Below are 18,079 nucleotides of genomic sequence, written 5' to 3' on the forward strand. Positions count from 1 at the left end.
TTGCTACATTTGGACCAGAATATCTTCGGTTTTTACGTCCTGCTGTGCAGTCAGAATATCGGGGACACACGCTTCCTGGTGGAAGCGGAGGAGTGACTGTTCTTCCGTGTAAGGACGGAGGCGTGACCCTCTTCGCAACCGATGGAAAAATCGCATTGATTGCGCGCGATAAAGAAGGTTCTTGCAGTTCGGATGGATTGCGCATGAGCGTGCCTAACGAGGCTTTTGACGCATGCGTTCCTCCTGATCCGTTCCGGCTGACATGGGAAGGCTGCTTTCAGGATCTAGAAGACAGCATTCCTGATTTCGCGTTGCCGGAAGTCGTATGCGCTTACGGGGCCTGTCTTCTTGTAATGCCAAAGGGTCAGCCTAAAGGCTGCGATGAGGAAGATGGTGGGGCGCTATTCTCCTGCTCCCTCAGTTATTCCTACGATTGGAGTGATCAGGAATACACTCTGTCTGAGCCCTATCATTGGCAGAAATCCGTTGATTTTTGGCTTAATTCAAAAAATTCCACGGGTGAGCAGACCAAGACGATAGATATCAGCCTAGGCAACGTGACTATTCCCGCAATTAGCGAGGCAACAAGCATTTTCCCAAACAGTGTTTGGGGTTTTCGGCGCTTGCCAGGGAACGCTCTACTTCTACTGCCTCATGATCGAGATGATCTAGCAATCTATGTTGCTATGGCAGACGGATCTGACGAGAAGCCTCTCCCCTCCTGGATGATGGGAGGGTCGGCATGAACGGCCTTCACTCAGACATGCGCCGCCTGCGCAAGAAAGCTGCTGCCCTTGGCTGGTCAGCGGCCCGCACCAACGGCGGCCACCTGCGATGGACGCATAAAACGGGCGGAATTGTCTTCAGCCCATCCACACCAAGCGATGTCCGTTCGATGCGCAACACTCTTGCCAGGATCAAACGGGAAACTCCCAAGGGAGATCACACTCATGCGACGCAGTAAGCCACTCCCGCCCCCGGTTAGGGATGTTGAGCCCAAGCCACTGCCTGGGACATTGAGGCCAGAGAAGTTCGTCATCGTTGGCTGGCAGTATCTCGACCAGTTCAAGAACTGGGTCGGTGCCCGCAATGAGCATCATGCACGGAGCTGGGCTTCGACTTTAGAGACAGACTACCGGGCTATTTACGCCAAGTCTTCCACGCAGGATGCCGCGAAATGACCCAGATTTTCTATCGCGTAACAGTCGGCTTTATCCATGAGGATGGAGAGGACGATGGGACTATTTCGATCCAGCAAGCATTTAGACACACTGATGGCAGTGTTCCTGATTTTGTGCAGTTCATTGATGGTCTTCTGAAGAACCCGACGAACTACGCCATGATGCTCAATGCCATTAGGGCAGCCCATGAAGGTGCGTCAGAGCTGGTAACGCCGGATGAGGATGCAGCATGAGCCAGAACACGGAACAGAACGTGCGGGCTGCGCGCGAACAGGACGGCCAAGTTCAGGAAATGCATGCGGATATGGTGAAAGCCGTTTGCGGACGTCGAAGCGATTATCCCGAGGATGTATTCAGGGCATACCTGAAGCGTCATATCGTCCAGGCCGAAGTCCGAGGCGCGGAAGAACAGCGCCGGAAGGATGCGGAGGGGCATGGCCGACCTGTATATCAATGGCGCCTAACGCCTGACGATAATTGGGTGACCGCTGTAGATTCGACGGAACTTGAGCAGGTACGGAACGGCTATCCCGCGTCAGAAACACGGACGCTCTTCACCCGCCCCGCCAACGTAGCCGCGCTGGAGGCGAGGGTGAAGGTGTTGGAAACCGAGGTTGCGGAGAAGGGGTTAGCTGCCGTTCATCTTCTCGCAGTATTGCATCGGCCAGACCTGACCAAGACCCAGAAAATAGAGGCAGCCAAGCGGCAACTTGATGCGCAATTCATCACAGGGAATATTCGCGCCGCCCTCACACGCGAGGGAGGGGTGTGATGACGTGCAATTGTATCGAAGAAATCGACCTTGATCTCAAGGAACGTCAAGGCGGCAGGATGTCTGTCTCTCTATTTATCGCCAAGAATGAAATCGTGGCTCGGCCGACTATCGAAATCCTGCGCTGCGATACTGGCAAGGCAGAGCGTCGAAGCGGAAAAGCAAAGGTCGTAACGCCGACTTTCTGTCCTTTTTGCGGATTGGCATACGCAGGAGACCCGGCATGAGCGGGCAGACGGATCAGTACGTGATCGTGGATCTGCGCGCCGTATGGGCACGCAGGCCGTTTCTTTCGTTCTGGCGTCCCAACTTCGCAGGGTACGCATACCCGCTTTCATGGGCCGGCGATTACGCCAAAGCCACAGTGATCGAAAAAGGGGACTACCTGACAGGACGCCGATATTCTGCTGCGACCGGCAAGGACACTGGCAAGTGGGAGCGCTTTGCTGTCCTGCGATCAGTCGCAGAAGCAATTGCCATCGCCCCACCGCCTGGTCAGATCGATGGGAACGCAGGACCTGTCGTGGTCAACAACAAGAAGAACCGGGATCACCTGATCGCAAACCGGCTGCGGCTACCGCCGACCGAGCGCATCCGTAAGGCTTGGACAGTGCGCGTGGCCTGGTGGGATGAGGACTATAGCAGCATTATTTATGGGCCTTCGGCCAGCAAGGTTCGCGCCAAAGTACAGAGGGATGTTGACGGCGTCTCATTTGCAGACATCACAGTCCGGCGCTGCAAAGAAAAGGACATCCGCCTTCCCGCTCCGGACAAGATTGCCTTGGGACTTACACCCAAGGAACGCGACGTGCTCTTGCACGCCCATGGCTCGACTTGCGGTGATGTTATGAAGGCAGGCTTCAGGGACTACTATTACACGGACCGAGCCAATCCTGTTCTTTGCTCACTGGTAGAGAAAGGATTGATGCGTCAGTCAAATCGAGAGGTACCTTGGGGAGAAGGAGAAGTCTATTTCTTCACGACAGACGCCGGCAAGCACTGCGCGAACTCCCTTACGCCGGAGTACAACCCATGAACGAGCGGACAGATACAGAGCGGCTGGACTGGCTGGAAACCAATAATCTTCTGCTTGGATTCCATCAGTTTGGAAGACAGCCACGACAGAGGCTTAACAAATGGATGGTCTGGAGCTGTACCGGATGCAGATGTCAAAAATTAAGCACCGGAGAGAGCGCTAGGCTAGCGATAGATAATGCCATGGACGCGGAGGAACGACGGTGAGTGAAATATTGCCGAATTACCTGACGTTCCAGCAAGTACTTGCACAGCTTCATGGGCGCATTGGTCGAACGAAATTGCTCCAACACCTGCGGGACCACCCAGTCCATGCAGGCGGCCCAACGCATCGACGTTGGGGATCACGTTACCGCTTTCACCCCTCAGATATCCGTCGTCTTATCGAAAGCCTAGAATGCCCCTCAAGCTCGTCAATCGTCCAGGGTCCGCCTTCTTCTACGTCCGTGGCACCGTCAGGGGACAAAGCGTTTTTGAGAGCACAGGCGCTACTGAAAGAAAGAAAGCGGAAGAGTACAGGGCGCACAGAGAGGCGGAACTCTGGAACGCCAGCCTCTACGGGCAAAAGGCTGTCGTCACTTTCGCTTCGGCAGTAGAGAGCTACATTAATCACGCCGCACGCAGTTCCAACACGCTGGATGCAGTGGAAAAGCTGCTCCAGCATTTCAACACGACGCCACTACACCAGATTGACCAGGTGTCAGTGGACCGTGCTTACGCCAAGATCCTACGAGACGGGCACAAGGCATCTGCAGCAACAAAGCTGCGCCAGGTACTAACCCCATTACGGGCGATTCTGGAGCATGCCGCCATCCGCAAATGGTGCGATAGGCCAGCGTTCGATGTCCCGAAGGTGCCGCGCGCGATCACCCCATACCTTCGGCCAGACGAAGCCACGGCCCTGGTCGAAGGTGCTGCTACCCATTTGCAACCGCTAATTTCATTCTTGATCTGCACCGGAGCGCGTCTTTCGGAGGCTCTAGAACTCGAATGGACCAGTGTAGATCTTATGGGAAAGCGCGTTACCCTCTGGCAAAAGCAAGGCACAGAAAGGGATGTTGAACTTTGCCGGCGGGCAGTTCTCGTCCTGCGTGAAATACCTCATCGATCCGGGCGAGTCTTTCGCCCACCTGCGACACGCCGCCGACCGGATCCAGAGGGTTATCTTGATACGGGTCGAACAAGTGGCGGCCAGATTAAGCGCGCGTGGGCGACCGCATGTCGTAATGCAGATCTACCGGGGCACTGGCGTGAATGGAAAGACTGTCACGGGACTCTAAAAAAGGAGTGGGTGTCAGATGTTACGCCTCATCACCTTCGACACACCTGGGCCACCTGGCAGTACTGTTTGCACGGTGACTTATTGAGGCTTCAGCGAGATGGCGGATGGTCGAATGTGACCATGGTTACCCGTTATGCAAAAAAGATGCCGGACGCGTATCGTGAGGGTGTGGATAATTGGCTGAACGGTGCAATTTCCGTGCATCTGAACAGGAGGGAAGGATAAATAACTGATTTATATATATTAATCCCGCCACCCTGCGCCCTTGGTAAGGGAGAGGTCGACAGTTCAATCCTGTCCAGCAGCACCAGTCTTTTCCCAGAAATTCGTTGAAGCTTTGCTTGGCCTTGGCTGCTACAGTAGGCTACATCAAGGTTTAAGAGGCATCAACTGAGCGAGCCAGACAAGGCCGTACTGCGTGCTTGAGTAGGATGCCCATAAAGCATTTCAATCTCGCCGCACGCTCTTTCCTAAGAATTGCGCCATTATTTCGAACGGAACACCGCTCGTTCAGCGGTGTTCGTTGTCTACGTCGACTATATGGTGGGCTGACGATATGAGAATAGACCGCTGCGCTTCTGCGGCCATCCTTGTAGATTCTATCCAAAACACAGATACGCGCTTACGGCCTATAAAGCCTTAAAAACATGTGAGTAAAGTTTGGCCCCCAGAATTAGGCAGTCCGTCTTCCAGTCATTCTCTGGATAATTACTTAGAGATACCGGCGAGCTGTAGATTGTTAGGCTAGCCATTTAGCAACATTCTGCAGGCTTTTAGTGAGTAATTCTTCAGCCCGTTCCTGAGTCTCAGCTTCCACATAGAGGCGTAATTCCGGAGCATTGCCTGACGGACGTAAATGAATAATGTCGCCCTGCTTGAACGTCATACGTATGCCGTCCGTCTCATCTACCTGCGTCACAGGACCACACATGGTCACGAATCCCAGCATGTTGGCCACACCAGGAATATCGTCACGGAGTATCTGAAGCTGTGCTCTGCTGCGTTCCGTAGCGATCTCTTTCAACCGGTCACTGACTGTAAAGCGGGGTGGAAGGGTGGGGAGAAGCCCTGCAAGACCGTCCTGACGGCCCTGTGCTGCAATGAGCGCACAAAGCATGGGAAGAACCGCATCCCGCGTTGGGAGGGACCGAAGTATTTTTCCATCCTGAACAATATTACTGGCTAACAGGAAGCCGCCATTGGCCTCATAGCCCATGGAAGGCACGAAGCCTTCTGCCGCTGCATCCATCATTGCGGAGACAACAAATGGCGAGCCAATTCGTGTCCGTCGGACAGAGGGGACAAATCCTGATGCTTCAAGCGCGGTGTTGCTGCTGATTGGAGTTGCGACTGCTGCAGCTCCCAGCTTCCGGGCAGCCAGAATACCCAGAACGTCTCCCCGGATCCAGCGGCCTTTCTGATCGGCCAGAAGAGGACGATCCGAGTCACCATCTGTGGTAAGGATGGCATCATACTGCCCTTCTTTAGCCCAGTCGCGCGCCAGATCCACGTCCTCCGGACGCACGGCTTCCGTATCCACGGAAACGAATACATCAGAGCGTGCTAGTGGAACCGCTTTTCCGCCCAGAGCTTCGACAATGGTGACCAGAACGTCACGACCGACCGCGGAGTGCTGGTAAATTCCCAGTGTCAGACCGGATAAGGAGGCGGCACCAAAGAAGTGACGATAGCGCTCTATATAATCGGCAATAACGTCGGTGACGGCAGGAAGTGTGAAGTCTGTTGTCAGATGACCCTGCGCGTCAAACCAACCCTCTGGCAGAACAACGTCCTGTGTCCGCATGGCAGCTTCATCGTCTTTCAGGAATTCGCCATGGGCACGATTGAATTTGATCCCGTTGCGGTCATCAGGAATGTGACTGCCGGTCACCATGAGAGACGGGATCCCGCGAGAGAAGGCGTAGAGGCTCAGGGCAGGTGTCGGTACGAAACCACAGAAGACTGGCTCACCCTTCATCCAGGCAATTGCAGCGGCGCACGCCCTTAGAATGCTCGGTGTACTGGGGCGAAGGTCACCAGCAATAGCCACAGATGTTCCGGGAGAAAATTCCCCTAGTGTTTCAAGGTGCTTTAGGTACCCCACAGTGTAGGCAAAGCACACAGCATCTGTCATGGCCGTAACAAGGCCGCGGGCTCCGCTCGTTCCGAATGGGACGCCAGACTGCACCATCCACTCTGAAATCTTCATATCTCAATTCTATCCCGTCTGAGTGGTAGCTATTTAATAATTAGTATCAGAGATTTACTCGTAGGTTTTTCTGATAGCGCCTAGCCCGTTTGAAAGCCATTTCGCGGACTGTAGGTTTTAAGGCATTTCAACCAAATCTGGGCAAAATTCTAGCGTATTTGGAAGGAAGCAAAAACAGGCGTCTGACGTTTGATACGCTCGTGCGTGGAGCGTGCTTGGTCGACCAGCGTTCCCAGAAGGGACTGCATCCTCACCGTCGGGATCGAGCTGGCTATTATGAGATCGTCCTGCGTCCTCTTTAAGTTTGTGCAGTGTTCAAAGAGAAACAATTCTCAAAATCGTCTCGATGTTAAAGCGAATGCGTTCTGCCTGAGCAGCCTCGGACATCAGTTCCCGTTCGAAGATGATTGAGCCTGTGTACTGGTTTGTGAAGTAGTAGTAGCTGACTGCTGCAATGGTGATATTGAGTTGGACGGGGTCAACGCCCTCTCGAAAGAGGCCTTGTGCCACCCCACGCTTCAAAATCGTGTCGACAAGGCCGACGAAGCGTCGACTGACAATTTTGACGGCATCGGAAGACTTCAGATGCCGGGCCTGAGCCAGATTCTCGCTATTCACCAGGGAAATGAATTCAGGATTCTGAATGTAATAGTTCCAGGTAAAACGGACGAGTCGTTCCAGAGCTTCTCTTGGGTCCAGACTATCCAAGTCCAGCTTCTTCTCGGATTCCCGAATATCAAAATATGCGTTTTCCAGAACAGTTTGGAAGAGCTTCTCTTTGCTTTCAAAATAGTGATAAATCATGCGCTTATTGGCATTGGCTTCTAGCGCGATTGTATCGACACGGGCTCCTTCAAGGCCATTTTTCGCAAATTCTTTCTTTGCTGCCTCGAGAATCCGGCTCTTCGTAGCCTCGGCGTCGCGGATGCGAGGGCGGGACGACTGTGTGTCTTGGGACTGTGCACTCAACGGGAAATCTCGCTTTTTGCTAGAGCCGGGCCTGAAGCTCCCGCTTTATGGCCGGAAACGCGCAGACGTCAAAACATCACATAAAAAATAACATATAAAAGAGATTTATCTATCACTATAACGTGATTTATGGGATTTTTCATTATGCGCTACCAAAGTAACCAGATGGTGCGGAGAGCGATTTAATCTCTCCATGATGGAGGGGTGAAATCAGGAAGCAGGAGCGAGGAAAACATTCCGTACAGTAGTTTTTTCGGAAACATTTTCGGAGAAATAGCCTTCTTGTGGAGGGTCCTGTCCACAGCCCACATTTTGAAAATGAGGTAAAACTCCTTCCAGCGCACCGCCAGTCCTAGGCGGTTTGATATTATCTTTACCGTTAAACAATCCTGATGCGCTCGACTTCTGCTCACGGGACAATCTGAAACGACGATGCGTCATTGAGCGCTCGTCAAAAAAGACAGGGAGAAGCCGTCAATGAACAAGATGGCACAGAAACTGGCTCCATCCGGAGTGGCTCGTGACTTTGGGTTTTTCATCGATGGTGAGTGGCGCCACGGACGTGAGATGTTCGAGCGCAAGTCTCCCAGTCATGATGTTATTGTCACGCGAATTGCACGTTGCACGGAAGACGATCTGAATGATGCGGTAGCGGCAGCGCGGCGTGCATTTGAAAACGGCACGTGGGCTGGCCTGGCGAGTTCGGAACGTAGTGCGATTCTGTTGAAGGCGGCTGAGCTTCTGAAGCAGCGTCGCGATGACATCGCCTTTTGGGAAGTGTTGGAAAACGGCAAGCCGATTTCTCAGGCCAAGGCCGAGATCGACAACTGTATTTCCTGTTTCGAGATGGCTGCCGGTGCCGCGCGCCTTCTGCACGGCGACAGCTTCAACAATCTGGGCGAAAGCCTGTTCGGAATGGTTCTGCGCGAGCCGGTGGGTGTCGTTGGCCTCATCACGCCTTGGAACTTCCCGTTCATGATCCTGTGTGAGCGCGTGCCGTTCATTCTGGCATCAGGCTGCACGGTCGTCGTGAAGCCAGCGGAAGTCACCAGCGCCACCACGTTGATGCTTGCCGATATTCTGACGGAAGCCGGCCTGCCAAAGGGCGTCTATAACGTCGTGACAGGCACTGGAAAGAGTGTCGGTCAGGCTCTGACGCAGCATCCGGATGTGGATATGCTGTCCTTCACTGGTTCCACGGGTGTTGGCCGGTCCTGTATCCATGCGTCCGCAGACAGCAACCTCAAGAAGCTTGGCCTAGAACTTGGTGGCAAGAACCCGATTGTCGTCTTTGCGGACAGCGATCTGGAAGATGCGGCCGATGCGGTAGCCTTTGGGATCAGCTTCAACACCGGGCAATGCTGCGTCTCGTCCAGCCGTCTGATCGTTGAAGAATCCGTGGCTGAAAAGTTTGAGAAGCTTGTTGTCGCCAAGATGGAAAAGATCCGCGTGGGCGACCCGTTTGACCCGGAAACGCAGATTGGCGCCATTACGACGGATGCTCAGAACAAGACCATTCTCGACTACATCGAGAAGGGTAAGGCCGAAGGCGCGCGCGTTCTGTGCGGTGGTAACAAGGTTGAGCTGGGTCGTGGGCAGTACATCGCGCCAACGCTCTTCACGAATGTGAAGCCGGATATGTCCATTGCGACGGACGAGATCTTTGGCCCTGTGCTGTCCGTCTTCCGGTTCAGCACGCTTGAGGAAGCGATCTCCCTGGCCAATGACACGGTTTATGGTCTGGCCGCGTCTGTCTGGACGAAGGACATCAGCAAAGCCCTGAAGGTGACGCGCAAGGTTCAGGCCGGGCGCTTCTGGGTCAATACGATCATGGCTGGCGGCCCTGAAATGCCGCTGGGTGGTTTCAAGCAGTCTGGCTGGGGCCGTGAAGCGGGCATGTATGGGGTGGAAGAATACACCCAGATCAAATCCGTTCACGTAGATCTCGGCAAACGGACGCACTGGATCGCATAATGATCACTGGTTTCGATTACGTTGTCGTTGGTGGCGGCTCGGCAGGATGTGTTCTTGCCGCCCGTCTCTCCCGAAACCCGGCGGTGCGCGTCTGCCTGATCGAAGCAGGCAAGCGTGACACCAATCCGCTCATTCACATGCCGGTTGGCTTTGCGAAAATGACGACGGGTCCCCTGACATGGGGGCTTGTCACCACACCGCAGAAGCACGCCAATAACCGCCAGATTCCGTATGTGCAGGCGCGTGTTCTCGGTGGTGGTTCATCCATCAATGCCGAAGTTTTCACACGTGGCCATCCATCTGATTTCGATCGGTGGGAGCAGGAGGGAGCTGACGGCTGGGGCTTCAAAAACATCCAGAAGTATTTCATCCGCTCTGAGGGAAATTCCATTCTTGCCGGCTCATGGCACGGAACGGATGGTCCACTCGGCGTGTCGAACCTGGATTGCCCGAACCCCGTCAGCCGCGCCTTCGTACAGAGCTGCCAGGAAATTGGAATTCCGTATAACCCTGACTTTAACGGTCCAGTTCAGCAGGGTGCTGGCATTTACCAGCTTACGGTGCGCAATAACCGGCGCTGCTCGACGGCCGTTGGGTATCTGCGCCCCGCTCTGAAGCGGAAGAACCTGACGGTTATTACTGGCGCGATGGTTCTGAAGGTTGTCTTCGAGGGGAAGCGCGCAGTCGGCGTGCAGTACATTGCGGACAAGCAAATGCACACTGCCCGTGCTGAGCAGGAAGTGCTGGTCACGTCCGGGGCAATTGGAACGCCAAAGCTGATGATGCTGTCTGGTGTTGGTCCGGCTGCGCATCTCAAAGAGCACGGTATTCCCGTTGTACACGATCTGCCAGGTGTGGGTCAGAATCTGCAGGATCACTTTGGTGTCGATATTGTTGCTGAGCTGAAAGGCCATGACAGTTTCGACAAGTACAACCAGTACAAGTGGATGATGTGGGCTGGCCTGCAATATTCGCTGTTTAGAAGTGGTCCAGTGGCGTCGAACGTCGTGGAAGGCGGAGCTTTCTGGTACGGCGATCCGGCTGCAAGCTGCCCGGATCTTCAGTTCCACTTCCTAGCGGGCGCGGGTGCGGAAGCGGGTGTGGCGTCTGTTCCGAAAGGGACGTCTGGCATCACGCTCAACAGCTATACGCTCCGTCCAAAAGCGCGCGGGTCTGTCACGTTGCGTTCGTCTGACCCTCGGGAAGCACCGATTGTGGATCCGAATTTTCTGGGTCACCCGGACGATCTGCGGACAACGGCCGAGGGCGTTCGCCTGAGCTACGAAATGTTCGGCAGCCACTCGCTGCAAAAGTACATCAGCAAGGTCTGCCTGCCAGAAGGCGGCGGCCGTACGCTTAAGTCCTATGAGGATTATGCCCGTCAGCAGGGGCGCACATCCTATCATCCGACCTGCACGTGCAAGATTGGCAGGGACGAGATGGCAGTGGTTGACCCACGACTGCATGTGCATGGTCTGGAAGGCATCCGGATCTGTGACAGTTCGGTCATGCCCTCGTTGCTCGGGTCCAACACCAATGCGGCAACGGTCATGATTGGTGAACGAGCGGCGGACTTTATTCTGGGGAATGCTTGAGAACGATAACCTTCTCAAGCGGCGCCTCATGCATCGCGATTTTTACAAGATCATAAGTAACTAACAAGATAGTTATAGTGGATCAAAGGCAATGACCAAGACCAGAACCGCAGCGGAAGCCGTCAGTCTTATTAAGGATGGTTCCACCATTGCGATCAACGCATCGTCCGGGCTCCTGTGCCCCGACGACGTTCTGAAGGCGCTCGGGGAGCGTTTTGAAAAGGAAGCGGCCCCGAAGAACCTGACGACGATCCATCCGATCGCGACGGGTGACATGTTCGGGACCAAGGGCGTGGATCATATCGCCCAGCCTGGCATGATCAAAAAGATCATCGGCGGGTCTTACCCGTCCGGTCCCAGCAATGCTGAGCCACCGCTTATCTGGCAGCGCATTCTGGCCGAGGACGTCGCCGCTTATAACCTTCCATCTGGCGTTATCTTCGACATGCTGCGCGAAGGTGCGGCCCTGCGTCCCGGCGTGTTGACGAAGGTTGGTCTCGATACCTTCGTGGACCCGAAGCGGGAAGGCGGTGCGATGAACGAAACCGCACGCTCCAATCCCATCGTGCGTCATATGGACTTCGAGGGCGAAGACTGGCTGTATTTCCCGGCGCTCAAGCCGGACGTTGCCATCATTCGCGCCTCGACAGCGGACGAAAATGGCAACCTGACGTTCGAGCAGGAAGGTGCCACCCTTGGTGCCATGGAAATGGCTCTGGCAGCTCATAACAATGGTGGGCTGGTCATCGCGCAGGTCCGCCGCGTGGCAGAACAGGGCACGCTGAAGCCGCATGACGTCAAAGTGCCAGGTATTCTGGTGGACGTTGTTGTGGAAGCCCCGGATCAGCTTCAGACCACTGCCACGCCTTATGATCCTGCAATTTCTGGCGAGATTTTCCGGCCTCTGTCGTCCTTCGCTATTCCGGATTTCAATCCGGGCAAGGTGATTGCGCGACGTGTGGCGCAGGAGTTGAAGGATGGCTGGGCGGTCAATATCGGCTTCGGGATTTCCGCCAATGTGCCGCGCATCCTACTGGAAGAAGGCCTGCATGGCAGCGTGACGTGGGTCATCGAACAGGGACCGGTTGGCGGCGTTCCGCTGCTGGACTTCAAGTTCGGCTGTGCGAGTAATGCCGAGGCGTTCGTCGCTTCTCCCCACCAGTTCAGCTACTTCCAGGCGGGCGGTTTTGACTGCTCCCTGCTGTCCTTCCTTGAGATCGGGGCTGATGGGTCTGTCAACGTCAGCCGCCTTGCTGCCACGCCGCATCGGACGGCAGGGGCGGGCGGTTTCGTAGACATTACGGCACGGGCCAAACGCATCATCTTCTCAGGCAATTTCAATGCCGGAGCCAAGATGCACATCGAAAACGGCCGTCTCGTGATTGATCGGGAAGGCAAGATTTCCAAGATCGTGCCAGAGGTGGATCAGGTCAGCTTCTCAGGGCGCAGAGCCACCGAAACAGGACAGGACGTCACCTACGTGACGGAACGCTGTGTTCTCAAGCTTCTGAACGGTGAGCTGACGGTCACGGAAATTGCGCCGGGCATCGACTTGCAGAAAGACGTGCTCGATCAGGCATCCACGCCTCTGAAGGTTTCTCCTGAACTGAAGGAAATGGATGCCGTTCTGTTTAGAGATGCCGTGATGGGGCTCACGCTCTGAACGCCCTAGGCCGTCTTTTCCGTGAGTGGAGTCTGAAAGAAGCCATGACAGTCGACGATCACAGTTTCCTGACAGGTCTGTTCAATGCCGCCATTACCGCGGCCGACGCAGACCTCGTGCTGGCTGCTAACCTGCCGGAGCGCCCGAAAGGCAAGACGGTCGTGGTTGGGGCCGGGAAGGGGGCAGCCCAGCTTGCCGCAGCTTTCGAGCGCGTGTGGGATGGTCCGCTGGAAGGCGTTGTCGTCACCCGTTATGGCTATGGCTACCCTACAGAACAGATCCGCGTTCTGGAGGCCTCCCATCCTGTTCCGGATCAAGCCGGTCTGGCTGCAACGGCGGCTTTGTTTGAGGCGGTGCGTGGATTAGGTCCGGATGATCTGGTCGTTGCTCTGATCTGCGGGGGCGGCTCGGCCTTGCTGCCATGCCCGCCAGAAGGGTTCACGCTGGAAGATGAGGCAGAGCTCAGCCGGGTTCTCCTGTCTTCTGGCGCGCCGATCTCTGTCATGAACAGCATCCGCAAGCAGTTTTCGGGGATTAAGGGCGGTCGTCTGGCCGCCGCGGCTTCCCCAGCGAGAGTCGTTTCACTCATAGTCTCGGATGTGCCGTTCGATGATCCGGCACAGGTGGCCTCTGGACCAACCGTGCCTGATACAAAAACACGCGAAGACGCGCGGCATATGGCCAAGGCCTGGAAGCTCGCACTGCCGCCTAAAGTGCAGGCATGGCTCGACGGAGAACTGGGGCAGGCGCCGCGTCCGGAAGATCCGGCATTCGCCGGGAACGAAGTTCGTATCGTGGCGTCGGCTCATCTGTCTCTTGAGGCAGCAGCAGCTGCGTCCAGAAATCTTGGAATTCCTGCTGTTATCCTGTCAGACGCGATTGAAGGGGAAGCCCGGGATGTCGGGAAGGTCCATGCAGCGATCGCGCGGGAAGTGATTATTCGTAATCAGCCATTCCAGAAGCCGGTTGTCATCCTCTCGGGGGGAGAAACAACGGTGACATTGCGTGGACGTGGACGGGGTGGTCGCAACACGGAGTTTCTCCTGTCGTTTGCGCTCGCGGCTGAAGGTCTCCCGGTTTCCGCACTCGCTGCGGATACCGATGGAATTGACGGGTCTGAGGACAATGCCGGCGCCTTTGCAGATGGGGAGAGTATGGGACGACTGCGGGAACGTGGAATTAACCCGTCCGTCCTGCTGGCGGAAAACGACGCCTATACTGCCTTTGAGGCATTAGATGACCTGTTTGTGCCAGGTCCTACCGGGACAAACGTCAATGATTTTCGCGCTATTCTGCTGAGGTAGAAAAAGATGGCGAAGTAAAAAATGTTCCTTAACGAGAGCGAATTCATTCTGGGTATTATGAACATCAAGTTCTTTTGATTTCAAAACGCAGAATGGCCTTGAAAATAGATCAGTCACCATAATAACTAACTGGTTAGTTATTAAATAAGGGAATCGGGTTATGTTTCTCAATGAAATGCAGGAGCAGGTTCGCGAGACCACACGGTCCTTCGTGGATGAAGTCATCCGCCCTGCTGCTGAGGCCCTCGACCGTGAAGAGCGTTTTCCGGCCGAAATCTACGAAGAGATGGGCCGTCTTGGCCTGTTCGGCATTGCAGTTCCGGAAGAGCTCGGAGGGCCTGGCTTCGATACCCTGACCTACGCCGTCGTGATGGAAGAACTGTCCCGCGGCTATGCCAGTATCGCTGATCAGTGTGGCCTGGTGGAACTGATTTCCACGCTCCTGGTGCGTCACGGCACGGATGAGCAGAAGAAGCTGCTGCCAGACATTCTCTCCATGAAGCGCAAGGTTGCCTACTGCATCACCGAGCCGGAAGCCGGCACGGACGTGTCCGGCATTCGCACCACAGTTGAACGTGATGGCGATGGTTGGATTTTGAACGGTGGAAAAATCTGGATCCATAACGCCCCGGTGGCGGATCTTGGGTTCGTTCTGGCGCGGACGGACAAGGAAGCCGGAAACCGCGGAATGTCCATCTTCATTGTGGACCTGCATGCCAAAGGCGTTGAGCGAGGCCCGAAAGAGCACAAGATGGGTCAGCGGGCCAGCCAGGTTGGTGCGCTTGATTTCTCCGATGTGCGCCTCGGCCCGGATGCTCTTCTGGGCGAGATGAACCGTGGCTTCCACATGATGATGAGCGTGCTGGACAAGGGACGTGTTGGCATCGCGGCGCTAGCTGTTGGCATCGCACAGGCTGGCCTTGAAGCCGCTGTCGATTATGCCGGAACGCGCAAGCAGTTCGGTAAGCACATTTCTGAATTCCAGGGTGTTCAGTGGCTTCTGGCCGATATGGCCAAGGACATTGAAGCCGCCCGTCTGCTGGTTCATTCCGCTGCGGTGAAGATCGATAACGGTCAAGACGCCACGCGCTCCTGCTCCATGGCAAAATGCTTTGCTGGTGACGTGGCTGTGGCCCGTACGGCGGATGCAGTCCAGGTCTTTGGTGGCTCCGGCTACATCCGTGGCTTTGAAGTTGAGCGTCTTTACCGCGATGCCAAGATCACGCAGATCTATGAAGGCACGAACCAGATCCAGCGCATGATCATCGCGCGTGAACTGCTCAAGAAGGGCGCCCGTACATGAGACAGGTCGCTCTCGTCACCGGCTCTTCACGCGGGATCGGCCTGGCCGCCGCGGAAGCGCTCGCTAAAGAAGGCTTTTCTTTAGCGGTAAACGGACCGGTTGATGATGCAGAACTGCGTGCAGCCGTGGCCCGTCTGGAAGGGCTGGGCGCCAAAGTTGTAGCCGCCCCGTTCGATGTGTCCGACATCAGCGCCCATGCCGGTGTTCTGGCGCGGATCGAAGACGAACTCGGCCCGCTAACAACGCTGGTGAACAATGCGGGCGTCGGCGTCCTCCAGCGGGGTGACCTGCTGGACGTGTCCGAAGCAAGCTGGGACCGGTGCCTGACGATCAATGCGAAGGCAGTGTTCTTCCTCTCGCAGGCTTTTGCAAAGCGCCTTCTGAGCCGGGAACGGTCAGCCGATGCGTTCCATTCGATCGTCAATGTCACATCGTCAAATGCGACGGCTGTGGCGGTGCAACGATCAGAGTACTGCGCGTCAAAGGCTGCGGCGGCCATGGTGTCCAAGGCTCTGGCTGTGCGTCTCGGGATTGAGAATATCGCGGTCTATGATGTTCAGCCTGGCCTGATCGCTACAGAAATGACGGCTGCCGTCATTCAGCACTACCGCCAGCGCGCGGAAGAGGGGCTGACCCTGCTTCCCCGTGTTGGAGAGCCCTCGGACATAGGGCGCATCATTGCGGCCCTTGCCACCGGGAAACTGCCTTACACCACAGGCCAGGTCATTTCGGCAGATGCCGGAATGCTTGTGCCGCGCTTCTGAGAAACGGTTATGAAGATCATCCTGCCCGACGAAACCGGCCGGAAGATGGATTACCATCTGATCGGTACTCCTGTTCCTCGCAGTGTCCTTCCTGCCAATCCGGCCCGGATCGTCTATTCGGCGGCCCATGTCGTCGCTGATCCGTTCACGGATAATGCACCGTCTGGCCGCGCTACGATCGACTGGAAGAAGACGCTTGAGTTCCGTCGCTATCTCGTCGGCATGGGCCTCGGAATTGCGGAAGCCATGGATACGGCCCAGCGCGGCATGGGTCTGGACTGGCCTGGTGCGCTGGATCTGATCCGTCGCACCAAGGCCGAACTTCCGGATGCGATGGTCGTGAACGGTGCGGGAACAGACCATCTGGACCCCAAGGACGCACGGTCCGTCGATTATGTGCGCGCAGCATATCTGGAACAGGTCGAGGCGATCCAGAAGGTTGGCGCACGCGTCATTCTGATGGCCAGTCGTGCTCTCGTTCGCGTGGCGTCCAGTGCTGAGGACTATAAGCGGGTCTACCGCGAGGTGCTCTCTGCCTGTGATGAGTCTGTCGTTCTGCATTGGCTGGGCAAGGATTTCGACCCGGCTCTGGCAGGCTATTGGGGCACGGATGATTTCAATGAGGCGCTGGAAACAGTCCTGAGCATCATTGAAGAAAACGTTGCGAAGGTGGACGGCATCAAGATTTCCCTTCTCGACAAGGAGAAGGAAATCATCATGCGCCGTCGCCTGCCAAAGGGCGTGCGGATGTATACGGGTGATGACTTCAATTACCCGGAACTGATCGCTGGTGACGAGCAGGGCTACAGCCACGCGCTTCTCGGTATTTTCGATCCGATTGCACCGCTTGCTGCTCGTGGTGTGAAACTGCTCGGCGAGGGGGACGTGAAAGGCTTTCACGACGCACTCGACCCGACCGTTCCACTCGCTCGTGTGATCTTTCAGGCCCCGACGCAGTACTACAAGACGGGTGTGGTGTTTCTGGCCTGGCTGAATGGCTTTCAGGATCACTTCGTTATGCTGAATGGTGCGCAGTCCATGCGGTCCCTCCAGCATTTTACGGAGATCTTCCGTCTCGCTGATGGTTGCGGCCTGTTGCGGAACCCGGATCTGGCTGTGCACCGCATGAAGTCGCTTCTGTCGGTGTACGGGGCCTGATCATGCGGGACTTTCGCCACGATCATTCGGCTCTTGCCCTCAATACCGCAACACTTGGCCATAACGTGCCGGGTGTTGGGGCCGGGTGGTCACCGGAACAGACGATCGATGGCTGTGCTGAACGCGGCATTGGCGGGATCGTGTTCTGGCGGCGGGAGATCGAGGGCCGGGCTGCGGAAATTGGAGACCGGGCGCGTCAGGCCGGGGTGCAGGTTGTCGGCCTGTGCCGGACGCCCTTTCTGGTCGGTCCGCTGGGCCTTCAGAGCGAAGAGGCGATCCTGTCGGATTTCCGTCAGTCCATCGATCAGACAGCCGCGCTCGGAACCGATGTTCTGACCATCGTTGTCGGTGGTGTGGAAACCGGCACGAAGGGCGTGGCTCACAGCCTGGACATCGTGGCGGACCGGATGGCGAAGGCCATTCCCTACGCTGAAGCCTGTGGCGTGAAACTCGCCTTGGAGCCGCTGCATCCGGCCTATGCCGGAGACCGCTCCTGCCTCACGACCACCCGTGACGCCTTGGATATCTGCGACCTTCTGGCGTCGGATAGTGTGGGTGTTGCGATCGATATCTACCATGTGTGGTGGGACACGGACCTGCCACGCCAGCTCGCTCGTGCGGGAAACCGCATTCTGGGCTTTCACCTCTGTGACTGGCTCGTTCCCACAACGGACATCCTGCTTGACCGCGGGATGATGGGGGACGGCGTTGCGGACCTGCGGGGGATCCGCAGGGAGGTGGAAGCCGCCGGGTATTCCGGCTTCTGCGAGGTGGAAATCTTTTCCGCGAACAACTGGTGGAAGCGCCACCCGGCTGACGTGCTGGACACGATGGTCGAACGCTTCCGCACTGTCTGCTGACCCATCGGAG

Annotated in this window: 19 protein-coding genes; 16 read left to right on the forward strand and 3 right to left on the reverse strand. The window is 56.1% G+C overall.

Annotated elements, in window-relative coordinates:
* Window positions 1–122: 122 nt before the first annotated feature.
* From ABF979_RS05660 to xerC, 8 genes are all read left to right on the forward strand, one after another.
* The gene (locus ABF979_RS05660) at window positions 123–746 is read left to right on the forward strand and encodes a hypothetical protein (protein WP_415558425.1); all 624 of its coding nucleotides are present in this window, start codon (window positions 123–125) and stop codon (window positions 744–746) included.
* A complete protein-coding gene (locus tag ABF979_RS05665) occupies window positions 743–964 on the forward strand; it encodes a hypothetical protein (RefSeq protein WP_086632929.1) in 222 nt (73 codons plus the stop codon). Before ABF979_RS05660 ends, ABF979_RS05665 begins: the two co-directional genes overlap by 4 nt.
* Window positions 951–1,181: a hypothetical protein gene (locus ABF979_RS05670; RefSeq protein ID WP_415558427.1), complete on the forward strand. Its 231-nt coding sequence runs from the start codon at window positions 951–953 to the stop codon at window positions 1,179–1,181. The genes ABF979_RS05665 and ABF979_RS05670 overlap by 14 nt, the downstream gene beginning before the upstream one ends.
* Window positions 1,178–1,414: a hypothetical protein gene (locus ABF979_RS05675; protein ID WP_415558429.1), complete on the forward strand. Its 237-nt coding sequence runs from the start codon at window positions 1,178–1,180 to the stop codon at window positions 1,412–1,414. The genes ABF979_RS05670 and ABF979_RS05675 overlap by 4 nt, the downstream gene beginning before the upstream one ends.
* On the forward strand, window positions 1,411–1,953 hold the full coding sequence (locus tag ABF979_RS05680; RefSeq protein WP_415558431.1) for a hypothetical protein: 543 nt from the start codon (window positions 1,411–1,413) through the stop codon (window positions 1,951–1,953). Before ABF979_RS05675 ends, ABF979_RS05680 begins: the two co-directional genes overlap by 4 nt.
* Window positions 1,953–2,180 (forward strand): hypothetical protein, encoded by a 228-nt coding sequence (locus ABF979_RS05685; protein ID WP_415558432.1) that lies wholly within the window; start codon window positions 1,953–1,955, stop codon window positions 2,178–2,180. Before ABF979_RS05680 ends, ABF979_RS05685 begins: the two co-directional genes overlap by 1 nt.
* Entirely contained in the window at window positions 2,177–2,989 is an 813-nt protein-coding gene (locus ABF979_RS05690; RefSeq protein ID WP_415558434.1) for a hypothetical protein, read from the forward strand. Before ABF979_RS05685 ends, ABF979_RS05690 begins: the two co-directional genes overlap by 4 nt.
* Before the next feature lie 396 nt (window positions 2,990–3,385).
* The gene (gene xerC / locus ABF979_RS05695; RefSeq protein ID WP_415558436.1) at window positions 3,386–4,495 is read left to right on the forward strand and encodes a site-specific integrase; all 1,110 of its coding nucleotides are present in this window, start codon (window positions 3,386–3,388) and stop codon (window positions 4,493–4,495) included.
* A gap of 514 nt (window positions 4,496–5,009) precedes the next feature.
* Here xerC and ABF979_RS05700 read toward each other — a convergent pair.
* The 3 genes from ABF979_RS05700 to ABF979_RS05710 all read right to left on the reverse strand — a co-directional run bounded on the left by ABF979_RS05700 (window position 5,010) and on the right by ABF979_RS05710 (window position 7,889).
* Entirely contained in the window at window positions 5,010–6,461 is a 1,452-nt protein-coding gene (locus ABF979_RS05700) for a phosphomannomutase (protein ID WP_415558475.1), read from the reverse strand.
* A 333-nt stretch (window positions 6,462–6,794) separates the two neighbouring features.
* The gene (locus ABF979_RS05705) at window positions 6,795–7,448 is read right to left on the reverse strand and encodes a TetR/AcrR family transcriptional regulator (protein ID WP_215749299.1); all 654 of its coding nucleotides are present in this window, start codon (window positions 7,446–7,448) and stop codon (window positions 6,795–6,797) included.
* A 210-nt stretch (window positions 7,449–7,658) separates the two neighbouring features.
* The gene (locus tag ABF979_RS05710) at window positions 7,659–7,889 is read right to left on the reverse strand and encodes a hypothetical protein (protein ID WP_415558438.1); all 231 of its coding nucleotides are present in this window, start codon (window positions 7,887–7,889) and stop codon (window positions 7,659–7,661) included.
* A 36-nt stretch (window positions 7,890–7,925) separates the two neighbouring features.
* Between ABF979_RS05710 and ABF979_RS05715 the strand changes: the two genes are divergently transcribed.
* The 8 genes from ABF979_RS05715 to ABF979_RS05750 all read left to right on the forward strand — a co-directional run bounded on the left by ABF979_RS05715 (window position 7,926) and on the right by ABF979_RS05750 (window position 18,069).
* Window positions 7,926–9,422, forward strand: a complete 1,497-nt coding sequence (locus ABF979_RS05715; protein ID WP_415558440.1) for an aldehyde dehydrogenase family protein — start codon at window positions 7,926–7,928, stop codon at window positions 9,420–9,422.
* Window positions 9,422–11,017 carry a GMC family oxidoreductase gene (locus ABF979_RS05720; protein ID WP_415558442.1) on the forward strand — a complete coding sequence of 532 codons (1,596 nt, stop codon included), beginning with the start codon at window positions 9,422–9,424 and terminating at the stop codon, window positions 11,015–11,017. Before ABF979_RS05715 ends, ABF979_RS05720 begins: the two co-directional genes overlap by 1 nt.
* Window positions 11,018–11,108: 91 nt before the next feature.
* Window positions 11,109–12,680 carry an acyl CoA:acetate/3-ketoacid CoA transferase gene (locus tag ABF979_RS05725; RefSeq protein ID WP_415558444.1) on the forward strand — a complete coding sequence of 524 codons (1,572 nt, stop codon included), beginning with the start codon at window positions 11,109–11,111 and terminating at the stop codon, window positions 12,678–12,680.
* A gap of 44 nt (window positions 12,681–12,724) precedes the next feature.
* The gene (locus ABF979_RS05730) at window positions 12,725–13,984 is read left to right on the forward strand and encodes a glycerate kinase type-2 family protein (RefSeq protein WP_415558445.1); all 1,260 of its coding nucleotides are present in this window, start codon (window positions 12,725–12,727) and stop codon (window positions 13,982–13,984) included.
* A gap of 160 nt (window positions 13,985–14,144) precedes the next feature.
* Complete coding sequence (locus tag ABF979_RS05735; protein WP_046900154.1) at window positions 14,145–15,287, forward strand: acyl-CoA dehydrogenase family protein; 1,143 nt, start codon at window positions 14,145–14,147, stop codon at window positions 15,285–15,287.
* On the forward strand, window positions 15,284–16,051 hold the full coding sequence (locus tag ABF979_RS05740; protein ID WP_415558446.1) for a 3-ketoacyl-ACP reductase: 768 nt from the start codon (window positions 15,284–15,286) through the stop codon (window positions 16,049–16,051). The genes ABF979_RS05735 and ABF979_RS05740 overlap by 4 nt, the downstream gene beginning before the upstream one ends.
* A gap of 9 nt (window positions 16,052–16,060) precedes the next feature.
* Window positions 16,061–17,209 (forward strand): dihydrodipicolinate synthase family protein, encoded by a 1,149-nt coding sequence (locus ABF979_RS05745; protein ID WP_415558448.1) that lies wholly within the window; start codon window positions 16,061–16,063, stop codon window positions 17,207–17,209.
* A gap of 2 nt (window positions 17,210–17,211) precedes the next feature.
* Window positions 17,212–18,069, forward strand: a complete 858-nt coding sequence (locus tag ABF979_RS05750; RefSeq protein ID WP_415558450.1) for a sugar phosphate isomerase/epimerase family protein — start codon at window positions 17,212–17,214, stop codon at window positions 18,067–18,069.
* The last annotated feature ends 10 nt before the right edge of the window (window positions 18,070–18,079 follow it).

This window comes from Gluconobacter sp., assembly GCF_047723935.1.
GTDB lineage: Bacteria > Pseudomonadota > Alphaproteobacteria > Acetobacterales > Acetobacteraceae > Gluconobacter.